The sequence below is a fragment of the Pseudoalteromonas sp. 0303 genome (assembly GCF_013349995.1).
Lineage (GTDB): Bacteria > Pseudomonadota > Gammaproteobacteria > Enterobacterales > Alteromonadaceae > Pseudoalteromonas.
Genome location: NZ_JABVXF010000012.1, coordinates 17,716 through 37,704, shown reverse-complemented (window position 1 = coordinate 37,704; position 19,989 = coordinate 17,716). Strand labels below are relative to the sequence as shown.

The following is a 19,989-nucleotide window of genomic DNA, read 5'->3' as shown; positions in this document are numbered from 1 at the left end:
AAAATGAGAAAGACGATTAAATTGTCATTGATTGCAGCGTCAGTTTTAGCGCTTACAGCTTGTAATCAGGAAGCAAAAAAAGAACAGCAAGTTGAAGTTAAACTAGAGACTGAAGCTCAACAACAAGCATACGGTATTGGTGCATCTGTTGGTAACTTCTTAAACCAAGACCTTGCTGATAAAAAAGCGCTAGGTGTTGAATTAGACGAAGCACTCCTTAAGCGTGGTTTTGAAGACGCACTAGCGGGTAACGCTAAACTTGATGACGAAAAAATTCGTGAAGTGTTAACGGCGCTTGATCAAAGCATTCGCACTAAACAACAAGAAAAAGCGAAAGTAGAATCTGAAAAGAGCAAAGCTGAAGGCGAAAAATACCTAGCTGAAAACGCGAAAAAAGAAGGCGTTACAGTAACTGAGTCTGGCCTACAGTACGAAGTGATCACTGAAGGTGAAGGCGAAAAGCCAGTAGCAACTGACGTTGTTAAAGTACACTACAAAGGCACTTTATTAGACGGTACTGAGTTCGATAGCTCTTACTCACGTAACGAACCAACTACTTTCCCACTTAACCGTGTGATCCCAGGTTGGACTGAAGGTTTACAATTAATGCCAGTTGGCTCTAAGTACAAGTTCACTATTCCATCTGAACTTGCATACGGTGAGCGTGATCTTGGTAAGATCCCAGCAAACTCAACGCTTGTTTTCGAAGTAGAATTACTTGAAATCCAAAGCGATGACAAAGCTGTACCAGCTGAGTAATATTTAACTCAATAAAAAAGGGCTTTTTAGCCCTTTTTTTATGCGCGAAGTTTATTAACTAAATGCCGCTTCTTTCATTTTTAATGTGCCACTATCTGCATTAAGCTCAACCACAGTGCCAACAGGCAGGATAAATTGGCGCTTAATATGGCCAATCATAGCTCCACGATAAGCAGGAATTCCCAGCGGTTTTATATAATCTGCAAAAATATCGTCAAGGGTTAAAGAGCCATAACCACGGCCAGGCTTACAGTCATTACAATCACCAAATACAAAGCCTGCAATTTTATCCAGTGCGCCCATGAGTTTTAGTGTGCTCATCATCCTGTCAATTCGATACGGCGCTTCGTCGATATCTTCTAAAAATAAAATTGCGCCATTAAAGTCAGGTAAATAATTCGAGCCTGCAAGGGCTGTCAGTACTGTTAAGTTGCCACCGATTAATCGTCCAGAGGCTTTACCTGGTGTAATCGTTTGGGTCAGATACTGTGTGTTAACAAGCTCATCATCGGCTTTTGGTAAGTTTTGGAATTGCATTAGCTTACGCGCTTCGAACATGCTCTTAAATTGCGCAACATGAAACGGGTTCCAGTCACTCGATGCATTTGGGCCATGAAAGCTGATTAACCCAGCTTGAGACAGTAATGCATTGTGAAGAGCGGTAATGTCCGAATAGCCCATTAGAGGTTTTGGGTTGTTACGGATCATTGCGTAGTCTAGCAAAGGTAAAATACGGGCAGCGCCTGAACCGCCACGTAAACACAAAATGGCATCAACCTCTTTATCGCTGAATAAACTATTTAAGTCGCCGGCTCGCATTGCATCAGTGCCAGCTAAATGACCTCGTCTTGCTAAAATGTTTGGTGCAAGCTTAGCCTTGTAACCCAGTGCTTCTATAACGCCCTTTGCTAATATGATATCAGCCTGCTCAGCAGTGGCAGCTGACGGGCTACATATCCCAATTGTGCCGCCTGTAGTAAGAGCTTTTGGCTTAATTAATGTTTGGGTACTAGCATTTTGTGCCGCCATTAAAGGAGCTGATGTCAGACTTGCGCCAGCAGCAAGAATTGAAAGTGACTTTAAAAATGACCGTTTATTCATAGCGAGCCTCATGTTTTTATAGTATGAGTATCGCATTGAAGAAAATATTTCAAATATTTGTTACGAAATGGAATAGATGATTCTTTTTGGCAAGGCAAAAACACTTCAGCAGAGAGTGTTTCTCTGCTGTGTAACTAAGCTGTTAGCTGGTGTGATTAGAATATAAGTTGTCGATTAACTCATCTTCTAGCTCAAAGCGCAGTTCAAGTGCTTCGCCTAAGATTGATAGGTCTTTATCAAACTCATCAAGCAAGTCATCTTTGTCAACTTCTGCGTATTTGTCGTTAAAGTCGAGTGCTACATCTGTGGTTTCAGAAATGCGAGGGTATAAGGCATTCGCCAGCTTTTGGCTCTCAGGACCTTTTTCTTCACACGCTTTGGCAATGTCGTCGTAAATTTCGAAATGGCCAGCAGAAAGGTAATCCATCAGAATTTGGCAAAAGTTTTGAATTTGCAGCTGATCAGGAAGGGCGTGATCTTTCTTTTCGTACGGTGAAAAGCCTGCAATACGGCAGAACAACACAAGCAGCTCTTGACGTTCTGTGAGCCATTTGTCGATTACAGAGTGACTACCACCCCATTTTTGTTGAGCTTTTTCCAAACGCGTCAGCATATTTCATCTCCTCGCTGAGTAGGTTTTCCTTTGTATATATAAAAAGGAAATATGACACAAAGATCAACTAAATTCTTAGTGTCTAATTGCAACAGATTGTAAAAAGTCATTCTAAAGACATACTTTTCAGCATTGAATAGGCCAAAAAATGACCTTGTTTTTAGAGTGGACTTTTTTTGCTCTCATTGCAGTGTATGGGAATTGATTCAAAACTACTAGTATTAATTTTGCGATTTTTATCTGAGCGGAGGAGTTATAATTTGCTGATTTAGAAAAGAAAAAACCACCAAAATTGGTGGTTTAATTCTTTTTCTAAGACTTGTTAAAACAAGCGTTCTTATTGTTATGGGAAGATTGTTATTCTTATTGTTATAAGATTTTTATTATTGTTTTTGTTAACGCGGGATAAGTTATACCAAGCTTTTTTTTATGTTGCAAATTTATTAATAGAAAGTTTTAAATTTATTTTATTTTCGCTCAAAAAACGCACATTAGGCTTAGGCTGGCTTAAAAAACATGATCTATATCTAGCCTTGATTATCTATCCATAGTGAGACGCGCAATATGGTGATACAATCTGCTCAATTTCATTCAGTTCTAGGATTCTATACGCATGAGCGAATTAAAAAACGATCGTTATTTACGTGCACTACAAAAGCAACCTGTTGATGTCACACCGGTATGGATGATGCGCCAAGCTGGCCGCTATTTACCTGAATACCGTGCTACACGTGCCCAAGCAGGCGACTTTATGAGTTTATGTAAAAACGCTGAACTTGCTTGTGAAGTAACGTTACAGCCATTACGTCGTTATCCGCTTGATGCTGCAATTCTATTCAGTGATATTTTAACTATTCCTGATGCTATGGGCTTAGGTCTTTACTTTGAAACAGGTGAAGGTCCAAAATTTGAACGTCCGATTTCTTCATTAGCAGATGTTAAAAAAATCCCAAATATCGATCCAACTGATGAGCTTGGTTATGTGATGAATGCGGTAAGTACGATTCGTCGCGAATTAAAAGGTGAAGTACCGCTAATTGGTTTCTCTGGTTCACCTTGGACACTTGCCACTTACATGGTTGAAGGTGGTAGCAGCAAAACATTCGGTAAAATCAAGAAAATGGCCTTTGCAGAGCCACAAACACTGCACCTATTACTTGATAAATTAGCTGACTCAGTAATCGACTATTTAAACGCGCAAGTTAAAGCGGGCGCGCAATCGTTAATGGTATTTGACTCATGGGGCGGTGTATTAAGCCCACGTGACTACAATGAGTTTTCATTACAATACATGCACAAGATTGTTGATGGCTTAATTCGCGAACATGATGGCCGTAAAGTACCAGTGACGTTATTTACTAAAAATGGTGGTCAGTGGATTGAAGCAATTGCAGCAACAGGCTGTGATGCAGTAGGTCTAGACTGGACTATTAACATCGGTGATGCAAAACGTCGTGTTGGCGATAAAGTAGCGCTGCAAGGCAACATGGACCCAGCAATGCTGCATGGCACGCCTGAGCGTATTCGCCAAGAAGTTGCCACTATCCTAGAAGACTTTGGTACAGGCTCTGGCCATGTATTCAACCTAGGTCATGGTATTACTCCAGATGTAGACCCAGAAAACGCAGGTGTATTTATCAACGCGGTTCATGAATTCAGTGGTAAATACCACAAATAAGCAAAAGATAATCGTAAAAAAGCCCGCATTAAGCGGGCTTTTTGTTGTAATTTACTTCGTTACTTAAACAAACGATTTAAGCCATTTAATGCAGCTACGCGATAGGCTTCAGCCATGGTCGGATAGTTGAACGTGGTATTTACAAAGTAATCAATGTTATTGCCGCCGTTCTTTTGCTCCATAATCGCTTGGCCGATGTGAACGATTTCAGAGGCACGCTCACCGAAGCAGTGCACACCCAGTACTTCTTTGGTATCAACATGGAATAAAATCTTTAAGCTACCCACCTCGGTGCCAGCAATTTGCGCTCGCGCTAAATGCTTAAATTGAGCACGGCCTACCTCGTAAGGGACTTTTGCAGCTGTTAATTCTTGCTCTGTTTTACCCACTGAGCTCATTTCAGGGATCGTATAAATACCTGCTGGGATATCAATGATCAGCTTCTCATCACAGTTACCACTTGCAATCGCATCGGCTGCAATACGGCCTTGGTCAAATGCCGCACTTGCAAGGCTTGGGTAACCAATGACATCACCTACAGCATAAATGTTGTCGACTTCTGTTTGGTATGTTTCATTCACTCTAAGCTGGCCACGACCATCCGCTTTTAGGCCTACAGCTTCAAGGTTTAATGTGTCTGTGTTACCAGTACGACCATTGGCAAATAAAATACAGTCAGCTTTTACGCGCTTACCTGATTTTAAGTGCATTACCACACAATCATCGCGAGTTTCTACGCGATCAAACTCTTCATTATGGCGAATAACAATGCCGCTATTCCAGAAGTGATAGCTTAGAGCATCTGAAATTTCCGCATCCATGAAAGCAAGTAGGCGGTCACGGGTATTTACCAGGTCAACCTTGGCACCTAAGCCTTTAAAAATAGAGGCATACTCACAACCAATTACACCGGCACCATAAATCAGCACACGATGAGGGTCATCTTCAAGGCCTAAAATCGTATCGCTGTCGTAAATACGTGGATGTTTAAAGTCTACACCCGGTGGACGGTAAGGGCGCGAGCCAGTAGCAATAACGATTGTTTGTGCAGTAAGAGTTTCAAACGAACCGTCTAGGTGCGTCACTTTGATAGTGTGGTTATCAATAAACTCAGCATCACCTTGATACATATGAATGCGGTTACGCTCATAAAAGCTGCTGCGTAAATTAGATTGCTTTGAAATGACGTTACTTGCGTGGTGCAAAATATCTGGGAAAGTTAAGCGGTTAGGGCGTTCACTAATATTAAAAAGCGGATTTGCTTTATATTCAATATAACGGCTTACAGAATGACGTAATGCTTTTGACGGGATAGTACCCCAGTGCACACAACCGCCACCTACCGCTTCTTGGCGCTCAATGACAGCGACTTTCTTGTTACTTTTAGACAGGTTCATGGCGGTACCTTCACCGCCAGGACCTGTACCTATGATGATCGCATCATATTGATAAGATGGAGTATCTTTTTGCTTTACTTGTTGTTTGGCCACAGCCGCTCCTATGTTAACTAAAAGAGGCTTTTAACAACCTCGCATTTAGTGCAAGCCAAGCCTGCTTTTGGTTTTCCCAAGCGGCTTCAAGCTCGTGATATTGTGTCATTAATGCTGACTTTTCGCATTGTTTCATCATTTTATTGCGTTTGATTTCTAACACGCGTTTTTGCAAGGCACAGAAGTGTTGCAGTTTTTTCAGCAGTAAATCGTACTCAGATTGTAATAATGTAAGCTTATCTTGCGCTAAAGGCAATTTTGCAAGGCGACCTTGAGTCTTATTCATCAAGGTTTCTGCTTTGGCTTTTTCGATTCGCTCAATCGGTGTGCGCTTTAATTTTGAAGCAAGACCGATTGCCGCTAAAGAGCGGATCATCCACTTAGTTGGATCATAGTGATACCACTTAATGCCATTGCGATAGTCGCTAGCAAAAATATGGTGGAAGTTATGATAGCCTTCACCGTAGGTGAATAGCGCTAAAAAGCCATTATCACGGGCGGTGTTTTTTTCTGTGTATGGACGTGAACCCCAGATATGCGCCAGCGAGTTGATAAAAAAGGTAAAATGTTGGCTCAATACTAAGCGTAGTAAACCAACCAGTAATAACATGCCCCATACATCGCCAAGCATTAAACCAAGTAGTAAAGGAATACCAAAATTAGTCGCGACGACTAACTTCATATAGTGACGGTGTTGCCACATAACAACTTTGTTTTTTTGTAAGTCACGGCAGTTACTGTAGTTACCGTATTGCTCGCCTTGATAATCGCGCAGCATCCAACCTATGTGGCTATACCAAAAGCCATTTGTAGCGGCGTAAGGGTCTTTGATTGGATCATCGACTTGACCATGGTGAATACGGTGATCGCTACTCCAGTGCAAGGCACTATTTTGTAGTGCAAAAGCACCACCTAAGGCAAAAATCACTTCAATAACAGGGTGCACATCATAGGCTTTGTGTGCCCATAAACGGTGATAACCTGCAGTAATAGAAAGTCCGGCGTAGAACATACAGCCAACAAAGGCTATCCACTGTGTACTGGTGTATCCGTAGCTAAAGCCATACCAAGGAACAAGGGTGATCGCGGCCAAAAATGTAAGGCTAAAAAATAGCACATTGGTCCAAATAATCGGTGGTTTTTTCATCTGAATAAATCTCGGCGTACAGTTGTACGCTAAAATAGTGTTTCATTCTCTCCGCGTCAAGTATTAGACTGTCTCATTAACCGAAAAATCATTAAAAGTTCACGCTGGGAGTTTCCATGTCGGGTGTTAGAGCGCAACAGAAACAAAAAACACGACAAGCACTAATCGAGGCTGCATTCAATCAATTGAGTGCCGATCATAGTTTTTCTAATTTAAGCTTGCGTGAAGTTGCCCGTGAAGCAGGGATTGCCCCCACCTCTTTTTACCGCCACTTTAAAGACATGAATGAGCTCGGTTTGACCATGGTTGATGAAGCTGGTTTAACACTTCGCCAGCTTATGCGCCAAGCGCGTCGCCGTATTGAGAGTGGTGGAAGTGTGATCACCACATCAATCGTGACCTTTATGGAGTTCATCGATAACTCGAGCAACCAATTTAGATTGTTATTGCGTGAGCGCTCAGGAACTTCAAAAGCATTTCGTGCCGCGGTTGCTCGTGAAATTAAACATTTCATTTTAGAGCTTGCGCATTACCTTGAAAGCGAAACACCATGCGACCCAACTCATGCATACATTCAAGCCGAAGCCATGGTGACTTTAGTATTTAATGCCGGTGCCGAAGCCCTCGATATTGAAGGGACACAACGCGAAGAGCTGGTTGAACGTTTAATTTGGCAATTACGTTATATTGCTCGCGGTGCCACTTTATACGTGCGTGATAGTAACCAATCGCAAAAGTTAATCTAAGCAATAGAGGCTTTACCTTCCGAAACTTTAAACGTTCAATACACTCAGTGAGGGTTAATTAACCTTAAAAATGCATTTTTGTGGATTTTTAATTTCATTAAGGCGATTTAAAAATCGCTTTTGTGGAAAAATTATGCTTGCAAGCAAGTTTTTTGAATGTTAAAAATACAGCCACTGAACACACATTTAGTAAATTAAGATGCAAATTACACATTCAATTACATTAAAACTAAACCTCTTACTGCTTAAATCAGTGAGCGGGGCTTAGTGTATTTGCATTTGTAGAACATTAAAAAACCCCGCAACCGCGGGGTTTTTTTTATCTCGCTAATGGGTCATTGGGAACGAGGACAGTTTATGAAAGATAAGGTTTGGATTTTTGACACAACGTTACGTGATGGTGAGCAAGCATTAAAAGCAAGCCTAACCGAAGACGACAAAATTCAACTTGCGCATACCATTAGCCGCTTAAATGTGGATGTAATGGAAGTGGGTTTTCCGGTATCTAGCCCGGCAGATTTTCGCTCTGTACAGCGCATTGCGACTGAAGTAAAAGGGCCGATTATTTGTGGCTTAGCACGTGCTGTTGCAAAAGATATTGAAGCATGTGGTGAAGCACTTCGCCCGGCAGAGCAGGGCCGTATTCATACATTTATTGCAACCAGTCCATTACACCTTGAACACAAATTACGTATGAGCTTAGACGATGCAACGGCAATGGCTGTTAAGTCGATTAAACTTGCGCGTAACTACACCGATGACGTTGAGTTTTCGTGTGAAGATGCAGGTCGTACACCGCATTGGGATTTATGCCGTATTGTTGAAAGCGCTATTGATGCGGGTGCATCAACTATCAACTTACCTGACACCGTAGGCTATGTAACGCCAGACGAATATGCTGCGATGATCCATCACTTAATGAACAATGTGCCAAATATCGACAAGGCGCGTTTAAGCGTGCATTGCCATAACGATTTAGGTTTAGCGGTTGCTAACTCAATCGCAGCGGTACAAGCCGGTGCTCGCCAAATCGAATGTACGATTAATGGTATTGGTGAGCGCGCAGGTAACTGTTCGCTTGAAGAAGTGGCGATGATCATGAAGATGCGTGAAGACCACTTAAAAGTGCATACCGATATTCGTAGTGAAGAAATTTACCGTGCTTCGCGTCAAGTCGCGAAGATTTGTAATATGCCAGTACAACCAAACAAAGCAATTGTTGGTGAAAACGCCTTTGCACACAGCTCAGGGATCCACCAAGACGGCGTATTAAAAGCCCAAAACACTTACGAAATTATGTCGCCAGAAAGTGTCGGTGTACCTAATAATCAATTAAACATGACTTCGCGTTCAGGTCGTCATGTTATTGAGCATCGTTTAGAAGAGTTAGGCTATCAAAAATCTGATTACGATATGGATAGCTTATACAGCAGCTTCTTAGCATTAGCAGACCAAAAAGGTACTGTGTATGACTACGACTTAGAAGCGATGATTTACTTTAATCAAATCAAAGATAAAGACGAAAAGTACCAGCTTGAATTTGTTAACTCTACGTCTAACTCACAATCAGTGGCGAGCTCAACAATCGGCATGACAATTGATGGCGAGTCTAAGCAAGAGGCAGCAACAGGTAACGGCCCTGTCGAAGCATCATTCTTAGCAATTGAGCGCTTAACGGGTATGTCGGTTGAGATGATTGAATATAACCTAGAAGCAACAGGCCAAGGCGCCAGCTCGCTAGGACAAGTGAATATTATCGCTAAATACGATGGTCGCCCTTATCACGGCGCGGGCATTGCAGCGGATGTGGTTGAAGCGTCGGTACGCGCTATGATCCGCGTTTATAACTTAATTTATCGTGCACAAAAAGTGTCTGATTTAAAACAACAGAGGAAAGTAGGATGAGTCAATCGAATTACAGTATCGCAGTATTAGCAGGCGACGGGATTGGTCCAGAAGTTATGGCAGCAGCAGAAACCGTCTTGGATGCTGTAAGCGAAAAGTTTGGTTTTACTTTGACTCGTCATCACCACGCGATTGGTGGTGCTGCCATTGATGAGTTTGGTCAGGCACTGCCGCAAAGCACTCTTAGTGCTTGTGAAAATGCCGATGCGATTTTATTTGGCTCGGTAGGTGGTCCTAAGTGGGAAAACTTACCACCGAACGAGCAACCCGAGCGAGCTTCACTGTTGCCACTGCGTAAGCATTTTGGTTTGTTCTGTAATTTACGCCCAGCACAATTATTACCAGCACTAAGTGCTGCATCACCGCTGCGTGCAGATATCAGTGCACAAGGCTTTGATATCTTATGTGTGCGCGAGTTAACCGGTGGTATTTATTTCGGTGAAAAAGGCCGCAGTGGCGAAGGGGAGCAAGAAGCTGCTTTCGATACCCAAACATACTCACGTAAAGAAATTGAGCGCATCGCACGCTTTGCATTTGAAGCCGCTAAGCTGCGTAGTAATCATGTTACCTCGGTTGATAAAGCGAATGTGTTGGCGACCAGCGTACTTTGGCGTGAAGTGGTCTCTGAAGTGAGCAAAGACTACCCAGAGGTAAGCCTTGACTACATTTATGTTGATAACGCGGCAATGCAGTTAGTAAAACAGCCAAGTCAGTTTGATGTATTACTTTGCGATAACTTGTTTGGCGACATTTTGTCTGATGAGTGCGCGATGATCACCGGCTCTATGGGCTTATTACCATCAGCGAGTTTAAATCAGTCTGGCTTTGGTTTGTATGAGCCAGCTGGTGGCTCAGCACCTGATATCGCGGGTAAAGGGGTTGCAAACCCTATCGCACAAATTTTAAGTGCTGCGCTTATGCTGCGCTACTCACTAGGTCAAGATGAAGCGGCTCGCACGATTGAAAAAGCGGTAGCAGAAGCGGTTGAGGCCGGTGTCGGTACACCAGATATTTACCCAAATGCAGGGTACACCACCAGTGATGTTGCTGCGGCAATTGTGGCACGTATTTAATTAAAAATTGTTTGCGCTGAGCTCGTCACTCAGCGTAACTAAAATGAGGGAATAGCAAGTGGCCCAAACCTTATACGATAAAATTTGGCAAGCTCATGTAGTCGCCAGCATAAATGATCAAACCGATTTACTTTATATCGACCGTCATCTAGTTCATGAAGTTACATCGCCGCAAGCCTTTGCTGGTTTACGTGAGAAAAACCGCAAAGTACGTTGCCCAGAAAAAACCTTTGCGACCATGGACCATAACGTTTCAACAAAAAGCCGTTCATTAGATGCTGCGAGTGAAGTGTCGAAAAATCAATTAATGGCACTGGATGCAAACTGTAAAGAGTTTGGTATTCAACTTTATGATTTAAATTCGATTAATCAAGGTATTGTGCATGTAATGGGGCCTGAGCAGGGCATTACCTTACCGGGCACAACCATAGTGTGTGGTGACAGCCATACCTCTACCCATGGTGCATTTGGTGCACTAGCGCACGGTATTGGTACTTCAGAAGTTGAGCATGTTCTAGCCACTCAAACACTGCAGCAGAAAAAAGCCAAGTCATTAAAAATTCAAATAAATGGTCGCCTGCGCCCAACCGTTACTGCCAAAGATTTAATCATGGCTGTGATTGGTAAATTAGGCACTGCGGGTGGTACTGGCTATGTTGCTGAATTTTGTGGTGAAGGGATCGAAGCGCTGTCTATGGAAGCGCGTATGACGCTTTGTAATATGAGTATTGAAATGGGCGCAAAAGCGGGTTTAATCGCACCAGATCAAACAACTTATGATTATTTAAAAGGTCGCCCATTTGCACCACAAGGTGCTGACTTTGATAGTGCCGTTGCCTACTGGCAAACACTAAAAACTGATGAAGGCGCAGAGTTTGATCATGTTGTTGAATTAGAGGCTGCAGATATTCAACCGCAAATTACGTGGGGTACCAGCCCTGAGCAAGTGATTGGCGTAGATGAATTCATTCCTGATCCTGAGCAAGAACCAGATCTAATCAAAGCTGATGCAATCCGTAGCGCACTAAAATATATGGGCTTAAAAGCGGGTGATAAATTGTCTTCTGCGACTGTTGATACCGTATTTATTGGCTCATGTACAAACAGCCGAATTGAAGATTTACGTGCTGCTGCGCAAATTGTTGAAGGTAAGCAGGTTGCAGCGGGTGTTGAAGCTCTGATTGTTCCTGGTTCTGGCCTTGTTAAAAAACAAGCCGAAGACGAAGGCCTTGCAGATATCTTCAAAGCAGCTGGCTTTGAATGGCGTGAGCCAGGTTGTTCAATGTGCTTAGCAATGAATGATGATAGATTAGAAGCTGGTAAACGCTGTGCATCTACTTCAAATCGTAACTTTGAAGGACGCCAAGGTCGTGGTGGACGCACTCACTTAGTGAGCCCTGCAATGGCTGCGGCAGCGGCAATTCATGGTCGTTTTGTTGATATCAGAGGAGAAGCCTAATGAGTGTATTTTTTAGTGGCTTAATGGCCCCGTTAGATAAAAACAATGTTGATACTGACCAAATAATTCCAAAGCAATTTTTAACGTCGACCAGCCGTGATGGTTTTGATGCGGCGCTTTTTTACGATTGGCGTTATTTAGATAACGGTGAGCCAAACCCTGAGTTTATTTTGAACCGTCCTTGTTACCAAGGTGCGCAAATTCTTTTAACTCGCGACAACTTTGGTTGTGGTTCATCGCGTGAGCACGCGCCATGGGCATTAAAGCAATATGGTTTTGAAGTGATCTTAGCGGAAAGCTTTGCTGATATTTTCTTTAATAACTGCGGCAATAACCAAATGCTTGCTATCGCATTACCAGCAGAAACGCTTGAGCAATTATTTTTGCTGAGTGAACAGCATGACGATATTCATATCGAAGTTGATTTAGAAAACCAACAACTTCGTAGCGATAAGTTTGACACTATTCACTTTGATATTCGCCATGACATTAAAGAGCGTTTATTAAGCGGCTTAGACTTTATCGGTGTGACTGAAACACTTAACAGCCAAATTGATGCCTTTGAGCAGCAACTAGCAGCAGAACGCCCTTGGCAATAACCTGTTTTTTCCATGTGAACCTAAACGCGGCCTTGGCCGCGTTTTTTTGTTTTTTATCGTAATTGTTTTCTTTATGGCTATTAAGCTATTAGGCTAGGCTGAAATTTTATTTAGGGAACACACCATGAAATACTTAGTAGCATCGATGCTCGTGGCAGCATCATCAGTAGCAGCTGCACGACCGGCACCATTAGTGTCAATTCCAAGCCATGATGGCTTTTTTGATAATATTGCTGCCCATTGCGGTAAAGCTTACGAAGGTAAAGTGAGCGTTGATAACGCTGCTGGCCCGAGCTCATTTGCGGGCAAAAAGTTAGTAATGCATGTACGTCGTTGTAACGAGCGTGAGTTACAAGTACCATTTCATGTTGGTGATGATGCATCTCGTACTTGGATCATCACAAAAACGGGCAGTGGTTTGAGTTTAAAGCATGACCATCGTCATAAAGATGGCAGCGATGATAAATCAACCATGTATGGTGGGCATACTCTTGATGCGGGTTTTGCTAACGCGCAGTCGTTCCCGGCTGATCAGTACTCAAAAGAGTTGTTTGTGAGCCAAGGTATTCCCCAATCAATGGGTAACACGTGGCAAATGTATATTTATCCTAAGCAATTTACGTATCGCTTAGTGCGTGAAGGGCGTGAATTTCGTGTTGATTTTGACTTAACTAAACCTATCACACCTCCAAGCGCGCCGTGGGGATATGAAGACTAGTGCTATTTAGCTTCGTCTTCACACTGTAAAACAACCGTTAAAGGTGGCTGATAGGCGCGTGGTTTAGTTGGAAAACGTTCATACTCCTGCACCCCATCAGTCACTCTTAGCATAAAAGGTTTGTCTCTACATAAGCGACTTGCATGGCGCAGTAAGAATACGCTTTGATTGCGAAAGTGCTTGTAGTCGTCAGACTGAATTTCGAGGTGGTAGCGGCCATCGGCCAATTTAGTTTGGTAGTAATGGACTTTTTCGTCGAAGTCATAGAGCTTTTCGGTTTCGCCTTTTGCTGCCTGCGCATTACTGCACCCCGCTAACATTAAAACGGCGCTGATTAATAGTGCTTGTGTACTTCTCACTTCACTCATAAACACTTAACTCCATGTGATTAATACCTTGTTTCATCGAGATGTTGAACCTGAGTTAGCATCCATAGTCAAACTAAGGTAACGTTACGTCTTACATGTAGTCTAACACCCAAAAAGGGAAAATGTGATGCTCAATAAAATAAAACAGCTGTTTTCAGCGCTGAATGATACCCAATCTAGCATTGCTGAGCATGACCTAAAAACCGCCGTTGCTGCGTTATTAATTGAGGTTATGCGTGCAGATAATGAGTTACAAGATGATGAGCAACAGACCCTGAATGAGACCTTAAAGAATTATTTCTCGCTTAACGAAGAAGAGGTTCAAGAGTTAGTTGCAAGTGCATCGCAAAGCTTAGATGATGCAATAGATTACTTTCAGTTTTCAAAACAAGTTAATGCCCAGTGCAGTGCCGAGCAGCGTATTGAAATCATCGAGCTGTTGTGGCGTTTAGCCTACGCAGATGGCAATTTAGATAAGCATGAAGAAATGGTTATTCGCCGCGTCGCAAGCTTGCTGTATGTAACTCATGAAGACTTTATCGCTGCTAAGCTAGCAGCGACAAAGCTTAGTTAGTAGCGATAAAACTAGGCTAGCAATTACTTATTTAATTTGCTCGCTACGCTCACAAGTTGCTGGGCAAGGCTGGCAACTTGCTCGGCTGTATCAGCATCGCTGATGCGGCCTTGCTCATCTAATTTAGTGTGGATAGCAGGCACTGCGAGTTGATCTGCAAGTACTAAACTACCAATACCCGATAAAATATCACGCACGTGATTTAAACCACGTAAACCACCTAAACCACCCGGTGAAGATGCATAAAGTGCAGTCACTTTATTACGAAATGCAGGTACTGCGCCTTGCTCTGTACGAGATGCCCAATCGATTGCGTTTTTAAGTGGCGCTGTAATTGAGCCATTATATTCTGGGCTTGCTAATAAAATGCCATCAGCAGCGCGAAGCTTATCTTTTAATAATTGTGCACCAGCAGGTGTACCTTGCGCTTCAATATCTTCATCAAATAAAGGTAAGTCTAAATCACTTAATTTAATCACTTCTACTTCAGCACCACTTTCGAGGGCGAAGCGTGCAGCTTCATTAATCAGTTTTTGATTAAAGCTGTCTTTACGTAGGCTGCCTGCTAGGGCAATAATTTTTGGTGCTGTCATGATGGCTTCCTTTTATAAGCTTCACTGTTGATATACTCACTGTAGCAAAAAACAGCTTGCAGAAAAGCCAAATAAACGCAAAACTTATGTGCGTATATGCACACAAGGAGCCGTTATGGCGATTCAATTTGATGATTGGCAAGATGTAAAAGTTGCTTATGAGGTGGCAAGACTCGGCACGTTAACCGCTGCTGCCGAATCGTTAGGTGTTCACCACAGCACAGTGCTTAGAAGAATCAATAATTTAGAAGATAACCTTGATGCGCGGTTATTCCACCGCCATGCCCGTGGCTATACAGTGACAGAAATAGGCGCTAAGTTGTTTGCGACTGCAAAATCGATTAACGCTGAACTTGAAAAACTTCACAACGATATTATTGCCGCTGATAGCCAACTGCGAGGCAGTTTATTATTAACTACGGTTAGTGGTTTTATTGATGTGCTTAGTGATGTCTGCGAGCAGTTTCAAAGTCTGCACCCGCAAGTGCAACTCGAAGTTATTCTTGATCAAAACCGTTTACGCCTTGATCACGGTCAGGCGCATATTGCCGTGCGAGCGGGCCCTCGGCCTGATGAAGGCGACTATATTGCCCAGCATTTAGCTGAACTTTCGTCAGGGTTTTATGCCTCTAAAAGTTATATTGAAAAGTATGGCATGCCAAAGAATATTGAGCAGTTGCAACAGCATAGTTTTGTTTCTGGGGTGGCTGGGTATAACGGTAAAGTGCCTTATTTTGCATGGGTTGATCAACATATTGAACCTTCGCAAATTAAGTTACGGGTGTCTGAAACATCAGAAGCTACAAGGGCGATTGTGAGAGGCTTAGGAATTGGTGGTTTACAGCATGAAGTGGCAAGCCAATACCCTGATCTGCTGCCAGTGCTTCCTAAAGAGCTAAACTGGCCAACGGATCTTTGGCTGGTAACGCATCACTTGGTGCATCGCACAGCCAAAGTCCAAGCATTTAGTCAGCTTTTAAAAGCCTATTTTAAAGATTTAAAAGCTTAAACAGACTTTTTAACGTTAATGCCTAGCCGTTTGGCTAGGCGCACAAGGTTGGCTCTATCAACACTTAAGCTGCGTGCTGTGGCTGCCCAGTTTAGGTTGTGTAGTTCAAGTTGTTGCATAATCAATTGATAACTAAAAGCGTCGGTTGCCTCTTTCAGCGATAAGCGAGTGGCTTTTTGTTCGTTAACTGCAACAGGGCTTGGTGCAGCAACGGTCGTTTTAGCAATATCACAATGCTCAGGTTCGATTGTGACAATGCTTTGTTGCCATTGCTGCTGCTTGGCTTTGAGTGCTGCGCGGCTAATCACATGTTCAAGCTCTCTCACATTGCCTGGCCAATCATATTGACGCAGTAGTAACTGTGTATCGCTACTAAGCTTAAGTTGCTTAATTGCCAATTTTTTAGATGTTTGCTCAATAAAAAAGCCTGCCAATAAAATAACATCGTTATCGCGCTCTTTTAGTGGTGCAACATACAATGGGTAAACGCTTAAGCGGTGATAAAGGTCTGCACGAAAGCGCCCCGCAGCGACTTCTTGTTTTAAATCGCGGTTGGTTGCTGCAATCACTCTGACATCAACATAACGGCTTTGATCTTCCCCGACGGTTTGTACTTCCCCACTTTGTAATACGCGTAATAGCTTACTTTGCATAGCAAGCGGAAGCTCGCCGATTTCATCTAAAAACAGGGTACCACCATCGGCGAGTTGAAACTTACCCTGGCGCGCAGTATGTGCGCCAGTAAATGCGCCTTTACTGTGACCAAAAAACTCACTTTCGACTAAGTTCTCTGGTAACGATGCGCAGTTTAAGTGGATCAACGGCATGTCGCGGCGTTTTGAGTTTAAATGGATATTGCGCGCAACGAGTTCTTTACCGACGCCTGTGTCGCCTTGTATCAATACGCTAAATTCTGAGGCAGCCACCAGCTGAATATCATTTTTAAGGGTCTGCATTGCTTGGCTATTACCAATAATTTCGACACCTTCTCGTGTTAGTGCCTCAAGGTTAAGCTGCTGCGCAACTTGATAGTTGTGCTGTGCGTGCTGCATAAAATGCTGCAAGGTTAGGGCATGCTCAACATAGCCTGCAGCTAGCTGTTTTAGTTGATTGAGCTCGTTCATTGCTAAAGCGTCAAAGGCATGTTCATCTAAACTATCAAAGGTCAAAACACCCAATAGTTCGTTGTTATCTTTGCTGCTCAGCAGCGGCACGCCCATGCAGGCATGAACAGGAAAGTCTCCATGCTGGCTTTGTAATAAACCATCGTAGGGGTCGGGTAGGCCACAATCTTTGGCAAATTTTAGCGGTTCACTGCCACGGCATATTTCAAATAAGCGCGGATGCTCCGCTATTTTAAAGCGTCTTCCTAACGTATCGTCCGACAACCCATGAAGGGCTACGGGCTTTAACACATCGCCTTGTTTCAATAATAAGGCAACTGCATCACATTCAAGCCAATCATTAATGCAACTCAACAGATAACTGAAATTATGATCAACACTGCTTGCTTTGGTAAGTGCAAGTGCAACATCAAGAAGGGATTTTTTGAACGTCATGTCAATTTGACCTGAATGTGTTTTATTGATGTTTTTAATTGTGTGTCATTTTGACTTATTTATCAAGCGTCCAAATTTAATGCATTGATATTTAATGGTTTTTATTTTTGGCTTGAACTGTGCAATAGCTGGGGAAATTAAACGCTGAGAGCACGAATGAAAGTCATTAATTTAACTGAACCTATGCCAACTAAGATCAAATTTTATCAACTCAGCCAGTGGCCGTTATGGGCATTAGCATTTCGGCCTTTTTTCTTGGCGGCAGGTGCCTTAGCTGTATTTGCTATGAGTTACTGGTTTTTAATCTTGGCGGGCTATGCACAGTGGCACCTAACAATGCCCGCAACGCTTTGGCATGCTCACGAAATGCTGTTTGGCTTTGCAGGCGTCGTTGCTATGGGCTTTTTGCTAACCGCCGCACAAACATGGACAGGTGTGGCAAGTGTAAGTGGTATTAAGCTTTGTTTGCTTAGCATGATTTGGCTTGCTGCAAGGCTTAGTTTTTTTATTGAGATTGCAGGGTTCGAGCAGCTAAACCTTTATATTGTTAGTGCGCTACAACTCGTTTGGTGGCTAGCTGGAATTATTATTCTAGCTGACATGCTGATACAGGCAAAAAGCAGTCATAACTACTTATTTGTTGTCATCGCATCTTTGCTCTGTGCGCTCAATGTGATTTTTTTGAGCTTAGTTGTACTTAATAAAATGTCGCTGGCACTGGGGGTTGTTGATACCGCTGTACTTATCATGACACTGCTAGTTGGTGTTGTGGCTGGGCGAGTTGTGCCATTTTTTACCGCGCGCGGCCTTAACCTAAGTGAACAAGTTAGAACCCCCAAGCTCGATAAATTAGTCGTATTTAGCTCATTTTTCGCCATTGCGTGGTTTTTTATGAGTCAGCTATTTTTTAGCGCAATGAGCACCGGTTGGGTTTTTGCTTGGCTTGCTTGTTTACATTCAGCCCGGTGTGTTTTGTGGTGGCATAAAGGCATTCTAAAAGTGCCTTTGCTATGGTCATTACATGTGGCTTATTGGGCTTTATCGGTTGGTTTAATACTCGTCGCGCTGAGCTATTTCAGCCCTATTATCTTATTCAAAGATGCGCTTCATCTGATCACTGTTGGCACCATAGGTGTAATGATCATCGCCATGATGGTACGTGTCTCTCATGGTCACACTGGGCGCGTATTACAAGCCCCTGCGTACATTAGTTTGGCATTTGTACTCATTGTGATAGCTGCCATTGTACGTTCGTTACTTCCCGTTTATTTAGGTCATCACCTTGCATGGCAGTTAAGTGCGTTGCTGTGGGTTGCTGGCTTTAGCTTATTTTTATTTCATTGTGCGCCCATCTTAGTGAATCGTCGTGTTGATGGTCGCCGCGGTTAATCTCTCCAATAGGAAAAACTATGTTATCTGAAAAAACGATCCAGATTGTTAAAAGTACTTTGCCGTTGCTTGCACAAGCAGGCCCTCAAGTGACTGAGTATTTTTATGACCGTATGTTTAGCTACAACCCTGAGCTTAAAAATATTTTTAATATGACACATCAGCAATCGGGCTCTCAGCAATTTGCGCTGTTTAATGCCTTAGCTGCCTACGCGGCAAATATTGATAACTTGGCAGTGTTAAAAGGTGCGCTTGCGCGCATTAATCATAAACACACCAGTTATCATATTTTGCCAGAGCATTATCCTATTGTTGGTGGACATTTGATTGCGACTTTAAAAGAGTTATTGCCAGAACAATTTACCCCTGAGGTTGAGTATGCATGGCGTGAAGCTTATTCATTATTAGCGGATGTATGTATCAACGAGGAGATGTCGCTATATCAAAAAACCAAAAAGGCGCCGGGAGGATGGTTTGGTACCCGTACTTTCACTATTACAGAAAAACGTATGGAGTCATCGCAAATTTGTAGTTTCACATTAACGCCTGCCGATGCAAAGCCTGTTGTGGCGTATTTACCGGGCCAATATTTAGGGATTAAAGTAACGCCTGCAAACAGTGATTTAACGCAAGTGAGGCAATACTCTTTATCGCAGCAAAGTAATGGTCGTAATTACCGAATTAGCGTGAAAAAAGAAGGCTTAGTATCTAACTACCTACATAGCTTAACTGAGGGGGATGAGTTAGAAATTTACCCACCCGCAGGCGACTTTGTGCTTCGCGAAATTGACTCGCCTGTTGTATTGATTTCAGCGGGAGTTGGTCAAACCCCGATGATGGCGATGCTCGAAACACTATTAAGTAATCAACCTAATCAGCCAATTCATTACCTACATGCTTGCGACAGTGAGACGCAGTTTGCCTTTAAAGAGTACTTATTTAAGCAACAGCAAGCGCACGCTTCATTACATTGTGTTACCTGGTTTAAAGATGGCAAGGGGGGCGATTTTGCGGGCTTAATGGATGTAAACCACATCGCTGAAAGCTTACCAATTAGTAAAGGTGACTTTTACCTGTGTGGCCCAATCGCCTTTATGGCAATGATAAAAGAGCAACTACTAGGTATTGGGGTTGCAAGTGAACGCATTCATTATGAGGTGTTTGGCCCTCACCAAAGCCTATGATGTAAAAGGCGCAGCCTAAGCTGCG

19 protein-coding genes are annotated in these 19,989 nt (G+C 42.9%); 12 read left to right on the top strand and 7 right to left on the bottom strand.

The genetic code is table 11. The features are described from left to right. Window positions 1-3 precede the first annotated feature (3 nt). Window positions 4-759: an FKBP-type peptidyl-prolyl cis-trans isomerase gene (gene fkpA / locus HUS62_RS10010; RefSeq protein WP_062564767.1), complete on the top strand. Its 756-nt coding sequence runs from the start codon at window positions 4-6 to the stop codon at window positions 757-759. 54 nt (window positions 760-813) lie between these two features. Here the strand turns inward: fkpA and HUS62_RS10005 are convergent, their stop codons facing one another. Next, a complete protein-coding gene (locus tag HUS62_RS10005; RefSeq protein ID WP_175079400.1) occupies window positions 814-1,860 on the bottom strand; it encodes an LD-carboxypeptidase in 1,047 nt (348 codons plus the stop codon). Between the two features lie 142 nt (window positions 1,861-2,002). Beyond that, window positions 2,003-2,473, bottom strand: coding sequence for an Rsd/AlgQ family anti-sigma factor (locus HUS62_RS10000; protein WP_054562902.1), 471 nt, complete (start codon window positions 2,471-2,473; stop codon window positions 2,003-2,005). Window positions 2,474-3,086: 613 nt separating this feature from the next. Here HUS62_RS10000 and hemE point away from each other — a divergent pair. Beyond that, on the top strand, window positions 3,087-4,151 hold the full coding sequence (gene hemE / locus HUS62_RS09995; protein WP_054562901.1) for a uroporphyrinogen decarboxylase: 1,065 nt from the start codon (window positions 3,087-3,089) through the stop codon (window positions 4,149-4,151). Between the two features lie 59 nt (window positions 4,152-4,210). Here hemE and sthA read toward each other — a convergent pair whose 3' ends face one another. Together sthA and HUS62_RS09985 are read right to left on the bottom strand one after the other, a co-directional pair. Then, window positions 4,211-5,641: a Si-specific NAD(P)(+) transhydrogenase gene (sthA, locus tag HUS62_RS09990; protein ID WP_175079399.1), complete on the bottom strand. Its 1,431-nt coding sequence runs from the start codon at window positions 5,639-5,641 to the stop codon at window positions 4,211-4,213. A 13-nt stretch (window positions 5,642-5,654) separates the two neighbouring features. Continuing rightward, window positions 5,655-6,788 (bottom strand): fatty acid desaturase, encoded by a 1,134-nt coding sequence (locus HUS62_RS09985; protein WP_058586121.1) that lies wholly within the window; start codon window positions 6,786-6,788, stop codon window positions 5,655-5,657. 116 nt (window positions 6,789-6,904) lie between these two features. On the opposite strand from HUS62_RS09985, the gene fabR reads away from it, so the two are divergent. The 6 genes from fabR (at window position 6,905) to HUS62_RS09955 (ending at window position 13,288) form a co-directional block, all read left to right on the top strand. Further along, the gene (gene fabR / locus HUS62_RS09980; protein ID WP_054562898.1) at window positions 6,905-7,534 is read left to right on the top strand and encodes an HTH-type transcriptional repressor FabR; all 630 of its coding nucleotides are present in this window, start codon (window positions 6,905-6,907) and stop codon (window positions 7,532-7,534) included. 357 nt (window positions 7,535-7,891) lie between these two features. Next, window positions 7,892-9,439, top strand: coding sequence for a 2-isopropylmalate synthase (leuA, locus tag HUS62_RS09975; protein ID WP_175079398.1), 1,548 nt, complete (start codon window positions 7,892-7,894; stop codon window positions 9,437-9,439). Then, window positions 9,436-10,512, top strand: a complete 1,077-nt coding sequence (gene leuB / locus HUS62_RS09970) for a 3-isopropylmalate dehydrogenase (RefSeq protein ID WP_054554475.1) — start codon at window positions 9,436-9,438, stop codon at window positions 10,510-10,512. The genes leuA and leuB overlap by 4 nt, the downstream gene beginning before the upstream one ends. A 58-nt stretch (window positions 10,513-10,570) precedes the next feature. Further along, window positions 10,571-11,971 carry a 3-isopropylmalate dehydratase large subunit gene (leuC, locus tag HUS62_RS09965; protein WP_054554474.1) on the top strand — a complete coding sequence of 467 codons (1,401 nt, stop codon included), beginning with the start codon at window positions 10,571-10,573 and terminating at the stop codon, window positions 11,969-11,971. Then, window positions 11,971-12,570, top strand: coding sequence for a 3-isopropylmalate dehydratase small subunit (leuD, locus tag HUS62_RS09960; protein ID WP_175079397.1), 600 nt, complete (start codon window positions 11,971-11,973; stop codon window positions 12,568-12,570). The genes leuC and leuD overlap by 1 nt, the downstream gene beginning before the upstream one ends. Before the next feature lie 124 nt (window positions 12,571-12,694). Further along, window positions 12,695-13,288: a hypothetical protein gene (locus HUS62_RS09955; RefSeq protein WP_054562892.1), complete on the top strand. Its 594-nt coding sequence runs from the start codon at window positions 12,695-12,697 to the stop codon at window positions 13,286-13,288. 2 nt (window positions 13,289-13,290) lie between these two features. Here HUS62_RS09955 and HUS62_RS09950 read toward each other — a convergent pair whose 3' ends face one another. Beyond that, on the bottom strand, window positions 13,291-13,656 hold the full coding sequence (locus tag HUS62_RS09950) for a hypothetical protein (protein WP_055198597.1): 366 nt from the start codon (window positions 13,654-13,656) through the stop codon (window positions 13,291-13,293). 127 nt (window positions 13,657-13,783) lie between these two features. Between HUS62_RS09950 and HUS62_RS09945 the strand changes: the two genes are divergently transcribed. Further along, on the top strand, window positions 13,784-14,230 hold the full coding sequence (locus tag HUS62_RS09945; RefSeq protein WP_175079396.1) for a TerB family tellurite resistance protein: 447 nt from the start codon (window positions 13,784-13,786) through the stop codon (window positions 14,228-14,230). A gap of 23 nt (window positions 14,231-14,253) precedes the next feature. Here the strand turns inward: HUS62_RS09945 and HUS62_RS09940 are convergent, their stop codons facing one another. Further along, window positions 14,254-14,823 (bottom strand): NADPH-dependent FMN reductase, encoded by a 570-nt coding sequence (locus HUS62_RS09940; RefSeq protein ID WP_054562889.1) that lies wholly within the window; start codon window positions 14,821-14,823, stop codon window positions 14,254-14,256. A 115-nt stretch (window positions 14,824-14,938) separates the two neighbouring features. Here HUS62_RS09940 and HUS62_RS09935 point away from each other — a divergent pair, with 115 nt between their 5' ends. After that, on the top strand, window positions 14,939-15,832 hold the full coding sequence (locus HUS62_RS09935; RefSeq protein ID WP_054562888.1) for a LysR family transcriptional regulator: 894 nt from the start codon (window positions 14,939-14,941) through the stop codon (window positions 15,830-15,832). On the opposite strand, the gene norR is transcribed toward HUS62_RS09935, so the two are convergent. Beyond that, complete coding sequence (gene norR / locus HUS62_RS09930; protein WP_175079395.1) at window positions 15,829-17,391, bottom strand: nitric oxide reductase transcriptional regulator NorR; 1,563 nt, start codon at window positions 17,389-17,391, stop codon at window positions 15,829-15,831. The genes HUS62_RS09935 and norR overlap by 4 nt on opposite strands. Window positions 17,392-17,547: 156 nt before the next feature. Between norR and HUS62_RS09925 the strand changes: the two genes are divergently transcribed. Together HUS62_RS09925 and hmpA are read left to right on the top strand one after the other, a co-directional pair. Continuing rightward, on the top strand, window positions 17,548-18,780 hold the full coding sequence (locus tag HUS62_RS09925) for an NnrS family protein (RefSeq protein ID WP_175079394.1): 1,233 nt from the start codon (window positions 17,548-17,550) through the stop codon (window positions 18,778-18,780). 20 nt (window positions 18,781-18,800) lie between these two features. After that, window positions 18,801-19,964 (top strand): NO-inducible flavohemoprotein, encoded by a 1,164-nt coding sequence (gene hmpA, locus HUS62_RS09920; protein ID WP_175079393.1) that lies wholly within the window; start codon window positions 18,801-18,803, stop codon window positions 19,962-19,964. Window positions 19,965-19,989 lie beyond the last annotated feature (25 nt).